Source organism: Amycolatopsis sp. SID8362, assembly GCF_010550475.1.
Classification (GTDB): Bacteria; Actinomycetota; Actinomycetes; order Mycobacteriales; family Pseudonocardiaceae; genus Amycolatopsis; species Amycolatopsis eburnea.
Genome location: NZ_JAAGNB010001479.1, coordinates 1 through 5,007 on the forward strand (window position 1 = coordinate 1; position 5,007 = coordinate 5,007).

The 5,007-nt window shown below is 72.6% G+C and carries 7 protein-coding genes and 1 pseudogene; 1 reads left to right on the forward strand and 7 read right to left on the reverse strand.

Features of this window, described 5'->3' with window-relative positions:
- The coding region (locus G3I65_RS45550; protein WP_345944111.1) for a DUF6779 domain-containing protein at positions 1-824 on the reverse strand (824 nt) is incomplete at its 3' end.
- 69 nt (positions 825-893) lie between these two features.
- On the reverse strand, positions 894-1,355 hold the full coding sequence (locus G3I65_RS45555) for a DUF3180 domain-containing protein (RefSeq protein ID WP_160701615.1): 462 nt from the start codon (positions 1,353-1,355) through the stop codon (positions 894-896).
- Between the two features lie 61 nt (positions 1,356-1,416).
- Here G3I65_RS45555 and G3I65_RS45560 point away from each other — a divergent pair, with 61 nt between their 5' ends.
- Positions 1,417-2,352 (forward strand): MerR family transcriptional regulator, encoded by a 936-nt coding sequence (locus tag G3I65_RS45560; RefSeq protein WP_160701616.1) that lies wholly within the window; start codon positions 1,417-1,419, stop codon positions 2,350-2,352.
- Positions 2,353-2,471: 119 nt separating this feature from the next.
- On the opposite strand, the gene folK is transcribed toward G3I65_RS45560, so the two are convergent.
- The 5 genes and pseudogenes from folK to G3I65_RS45585 all read right to left on the reverse strand — a co-directional run.
- Positions 2,472-2,963, reverse strand: coding sequence for a 2-amino-4-hydroxy-6-hydroxymethyldihydropteridine diphosphokinase (folK, locus tag G3I65_RS45565; protein WP_160701617.1), 492 nt, complete (start codon positions 2,961-2,963; stop codon positions 2,472-2,474).
- Positions 2,960-3,319, reverse strand: a complete 360-nt coding sequence (folB, locus tag G3I65_RS45570; protein ID WP_160701618.1) for a dihydroneopterin aldolase — start codon at positions 3,317-3,319, stop codon at positions 2,960-2,962. The genes folK and folB overlap by 4 nt, the downstream gene beginning before the upstream one ends.
- Complete coding sequence (folP, locus tag G3I65_RS45575; protein ID WP_163046866.1) at positions 3,312-4,118, reverse strand: dihydropteroate synthase; 807 nt, start codon at positions 4,116-4,118, stop codon at positions 3,312-3,314. The genes folB and folP overlap by 8 nt, the downstream gene beginning before the upstream one ends.
- A 35-nt stretch (positions 4,119-4,153) precedes the next feature.
- On the reverse strand, positions 4,154-4,771 hold the full coding sequence (gene folE / locus G3I65_RS45580; protein ID WP_160701619.1) for a GTP cyclohydrolase I FolE: 618 nt from the start codon (positions 4,769-4,771) through the stop codon (positions 4,154-4,156).
- Positions 4,737-5,007 (reverse strand): annotated as a pseudogene (locus G3I65_RS45585) (cell division protein FtsH); the annotation flags it as partial. The pseudogene G3I65_RS45585 and the gene folE, both read right to left, overlap by 35 nt.

A 5,007-nucleotide genomic window follows, 5' to 3' on the forward strand; every position in this document is an offset into this window, starting at 1 on the left:
TGCGACTCGGCCTGGCGCCGCGCCGCCTCGGCCCGCAGCTCGGCGGCCTTCAGCTCGCGCTGCGCGGCGTTCAGCGCCGGGTCGACCGCCGGCACCGGCGGACGGCGCTCGCTCAGCGGCTTCGGCCGGGCGATCTGCTGGGTGCTCTGCACCGAGACGTTCGCCGGGGCCTTCGGGACGGCCTTGCCGCCGAAGCCCTTGCCGAGCCCCTTGCCGTTCGACGCCTTGCGGCGGCGATCGTCGAGGACGCGATCGATCAGCTCGGTCGGCCGCTCGCCCGCCTCGGGCACCGGCTTCTTCGCGGCCAGCAGCTGGGCGGGCTTCTTCTTCGGCGCGCCGTCGGTGACCATGCGGTTCTCGTCGGACAGCTTGCGCATCCGGGTCGCCTGCGCGGTCAGCGCGACGCGTTCGAGCAGCACTTCGCCACCGAACAGCGACTGGAGGCTGTCGCGCAGCGCGGACACCTCCGCACGCAGCGCCTCCAGCTCCTCGCGCCCGCGGGAGTCGGCGGCACTGCGGTTGTCCGCCTCCATCTCCAGCTCGTACTCACGCCGGGCCGCGATCTCGCGTTCCAGCTCCAGTTCGTACACAGCCTGCGCCTCGGCGACCGCGTCCTCGCTCTGTGCCGCGTGCTTGCGGTACTTCACGGCGAGAAAAGCGCCGATCAGGGCAGCCCAGAGGGCGGCGACGATCCCCAGCCGGAGATAGCGGAGGTCGTCGCTGAGCACCAGTGCGAGGGTGGCTCCGATGGCGAGGACGAATCCGACGACGAGCCACGGCCTGCCCAAGAGGCGGCCGCGCGAGTCGTCACCCACGCCGGTCATGACTGACACCGTACCTGCTCGTAATCCGAACGAGACCTACTCGGTCCAGCGAGCGGTGGGATTCCAGCGCTAACCGGTCGTCCCGCGGGTGTGCTCACGATCTTGGTCCCGCGGGGTCCGACAGCAGTGTTCGAGCCACAAACCCGCTGCTACCAGGGCCGCGGCGGACGCGGCGCCGACGACCGCCGCCCGGGTGTCGAGCACCGCGGCGACGAGTTCGTCACGTCGCGGGAAAAGGTAGGCGAGCGCGGCCAGCCAGGCGCCCGCCATGAACGCTCCGGCGAGTGACGAAGCCTTCGCCAGCGCCACCGACCGGGCGATCCCGATCGCGGCGACCACGCGGCCGTTCTTGATCCGCGAGCGGATGGAGAGCGCGAGCCCGGCCTCGATCACCGCGAGGACGGCCAGGGTGATGCCGGCGAGCAGCGGCAGCTGGGGCAGCGAGCCGTAGGCGATCTGGAACAGCAGGTAGCCGATCGCCAGGCCGAGCAGCCCGGCGACGACCAGGTCACGGGGCCGCGTGAAGTGCATACGTCAACCGTACCGTGCGAAGCTTGACTCTCCCCCGACTGGAGAGTTCACCATGCGTCTAGTGGGCACCACCGCGACATTCACCATCGGCGAGCTGGCCCGGCGGACCGGCCTGCCGGTCAAGACCATCCGCTTCTACTCGGACGAGGGCCTGCTGCCCCCGACCGAGCGGACGGACGCCGGCTACCGCCTCTACGACGCGGCGGCGATGGCCCGCCTGGAGCTGGTCCGCACGCTGCGGGAACTGGGTCTGGGCCTGGCCGACGTCTCCGCGGCGCTGGCGCGGCCGGCGACGGTCGGCGAGCTGGCGACCCGGCACGTCGAGGCCCTGGACGAGCAGATCCGGCGGCTGCGGCTGCGCCGGGCGGTGCTGCGCGCGGTGGCCAAGCGCAATTCCGAGTTGGAGGAAGTGAACCTGATGAACCGTCTCGCGTCGATGTCGGACGAAGAGCGCAAACGGCTGGTGGACGAGTTCTGGGACGAGATGGTCGCCGGGCTCGACGTGGACCAGGAGTTCTACCGGCGGATGCGCGCGGGCAAGCCGGAGCTGCCGGACGACCCGTCGCCGGAGCAGCTGGAGGCGTGGATCGAGTTCGCGGAGCTGGTGCAGGACCCGTCGTTCCGGGCGCTGATCCGCGGCATGAGCGAGCAGCAGTCCCAGCAGATCAAGGCGGGCGAGTTCCAGCAGCCGACGGACGCGTGGGAGCGCAACTGGCCGGACTGGATGGCCCGCGCGGAGACGGCCGTGCAGGCGGGCGATTCGCCCACGTCGGAAGCGGGGCAAACGCTTGCGTCCGACATCGCGGCGGCGACCGCCCGACCGGACCAGGACCCGGCATCGCCGGAGTTCCGCACGGAGATGGCGGACCGCTTCGAGACGAGCGGCGACCCCCGCGCCGAGCGCTACTGGCAGCTGCTGGCGACGATCAACGGCTGGCCCCCGGTCCAGACGGCCCAGCCGGCGGTGCGGTTCATGGTCGCCGCCCTGCGGGGGTGAATGTCGAATGTCCGGGCGCAGCTCCCGTCACCGATCGGTGAGGGCAGCTCGGCGATCGGTGCCCCGGCGGGGGTTGACTAGCTCGGCCGAACCCGCTGACGGGCCGCCGCCGGGCTCGCTCAGCTGAGGTCGAGGTTCGTCCGGCGGACCGTCGCCACTTCGTCCGCCGGGCGGGCCGCCAGCAGCGCGGCTACCGGGCCGTGGCCCGGCAGGACCGCTGCCGGGTCGATCTCCGCCCAGGGCACCAGCACGCTGGCGCGGTCCGGGGTGCCCGGGTGCGGGAGGAGCAGCTCGGGGTCGTCGGACGTCACGCCGTCCACCGTGACCACGTCGACGTCCAGGGTGCGCGGGCCCCAGCGGAGGTCGCGGACGCGGCCGGCCGCCTGTTCGGCGGACTGGCCCGTGCGCAGCCACGCCCAGTGGTCGCGGGCCGGGTCGTCGACCACGCAGACCGCGTTCAGGAAGTCCGGCTGGTCTTCGACGCCCCAGGCCTTGGTCTCGTACACGCTCGACACCGCGACCAGCGCCGGGCGGACCGCGTCCAGGGCCAGCTTCAGGAACCCCAGCCGGTCGCCCAGGTTCGAGCCCAGCGAGAGGACCGCGCGGCTCATCGGTCGCGCCGGACCGTCACCGCGACGTCGTCGAACGTCAGCGGGATCGGGGCCGACGGCTTGTGGACCGTCACCTCGATCGCGCTCAGGCGATCGTCGCGCATGACCTCGTCGGCGATCTTGCCCGCGACGCTCTCGATGAGGTCGTACGGTTCGCCCGCGACGATGCCCGCCGCCAGCTCGGCCAGCTCGCCGTAGTGCAGGGTCTTGGTCAGGTCGTCCGACGCGGCGGCGGGCCCGAGGTCGAGCCAGGCCGTGATGTCGATGACGAACTCCTGGCCGTCGCGCTTTTCGTGCTCGAACACGCCGTGGCGGCCGAACACGCGCAGGCCGGTCAGCGTGATCCGGTCAGACATCCGGTGAACCCTTCCACCACGCCGCGGCCACCGCGACCGCGTCCAACGAAGCGCCGACCTCGTGCACCCGCACGCCCCACGCGCCGGCCGCGGCGGCGAGGGCGGAGATCGCCGCCGTCGCGTCCTCGCGGCCGTCCGGCGGGCGGGGTGTGCCGTCCTTTTCGGACAGCAGGCGGCCGAGGAACCGCTTGCGCGAGGCGCCGACGAGCACCGGGAAACCCAGTGACAGCAACGAATCCAGCCCGCGCAGCAACGCCCAGTCGTGCTCGGCGTTCTTCGCGAACCCGAGCCCCGGGTCCAGCACGATCGCGCTCTCGGCCACCCCGGCCGCCAGCGCTTCGTCCACCCTGGACAGCAGCTCGGACCGGACATCGGCGACGACGTCGGTGTAGGACGCGAGCGCCTGCATGTCCTTGCTGTGCCCGCGCCAGTGCATCAGCACCCACGGCACGCCGGTTTCGGCCGCGACCCGCGCCATGCCCGGGTCGGCCAGGCCACCCGAGACGTCGTTGATCACGTGCGCGCCGGCTTCGAGCGCCGCGGCGGCGACGGCCGCGCGCGTGGTGTCGACCGACAGCGCCACGCCTTCGCCGGCGAGCGTCCGGATCACCGGCAGGATGCGCGCCAGCTCGGTCTCGGCGTCCACCCTGGCCGCGCCCGGCCGCGTCGACTCGCCGCCGACGTCGATCAGGTCGGCGCCGCGCGCCCACATCTCGCGCGCGTGCTCCAGGGCCTGGTCGAGGCCGAGGTAGCGGCCACCGTCCGAAAAGGAATCGGGCGTCACGTTCAGCACGCCCATCACGACGCACCGGCCGGGAGCGGGAAGCCCCACGCTCACCGGCGCGCCTTGATCAGGTCGAGCGCCTCCGCCCGCGACGACGGCGAGTTCTTCAGCTGCCCGCGCACCGCCGAGGTGGTGGTGCGCGCGCCCGGCTTGCGGATGCCGCGCATGGCCATGCAGAGGTGCTCGGCCTCGATCACGACGATCACGCCGCGCGGGTCCAGCTTCCGCACGAGCGCGTCGGCCACCTGCGACGTCAGGCGCTCCTGCACCTGCGGGCGCTTGGCGTAGAGGTCGACGAGCCGGGCCAGCTTCGACAGCCCGGTCACCTTCCCGGCGGCGTTCGGGATGTACCCGACGTGCGCGACGCCGTGGAAGGGGACCAGGTGGTGTTCACATTGGCTGAACATCGGGATGTCCGTGACCAGCACCAGCTCTTCGTGGGACTCGTCGAACGTGCGGTCCAGCACCGAGTCGGGCTCGGTGTACAAGCCCGCGAACATCTCGCGGTAGGCGCGGGCGACCCGGGCGGGGGTGTCCTTGAGACCGTCCCGCTCCGGGTTTTCGCCGCACGCCAGGAGAAGCTCGCGGATCGCCTTCTCCGCCCGGTCCTGGTCGAAGACCGGGCGGTCGGCGTCACTGGGGCTTGTTGTCCGGTCCGTCCACGTCACGACGCTCCCCCTCGCTCTGCTGGTTGCCGGCTTGGTCGGCGAACCAGCCGTGCTCACGAGGGCGTTCTTCACCACCGGGCCGCCACGACTGGCCCGGCTGGCCGCCGGGGGAGGTCGCGGGGGTCCAGCCCGGAGGGGCACCGTAGTTCGGCGGGCCGCTCTGGCCGCCGGCCGGGCCGCCCGGGTAGCCGCCGGGCTGCTGGCCGCCGTAGGACTGCGGCCAGTGCGCCGTGCCG

What these genes read in the sequence shown, in the direction of transcription:
- G3I65_RS45555 (WP_160701615.1), bottom strand. Translation starts at nt 1,355, where the DNA reads ATGCACTTCACGCGGCCCCGTGACCTGGTCGTCGCCGGGCTGCTCGGC.
- folB (WP_160701618.1), bottom strand. Translation starts at nt 3,319, where the DNA reads ATGTCTGACCGGATCACGCTGACCGGCCTGCGCGTGTTCGGCCGCCAC.
- folK (WP_160701617.1), bottom strand. Translation starts at nt 2,963, where the DNA reads ATGAGCCGCGCGGTCCTCTCGCTGGGCTCGAACCTGGGCGACCGGCTG.
- folP (WP_163046866.1), bottom strand. Translation starts at nt 4,118, where the DNA reads ATGGGCGTGCTGAACGTGACGCCCGATTCCTTTTCGGACGGTGGCCGC.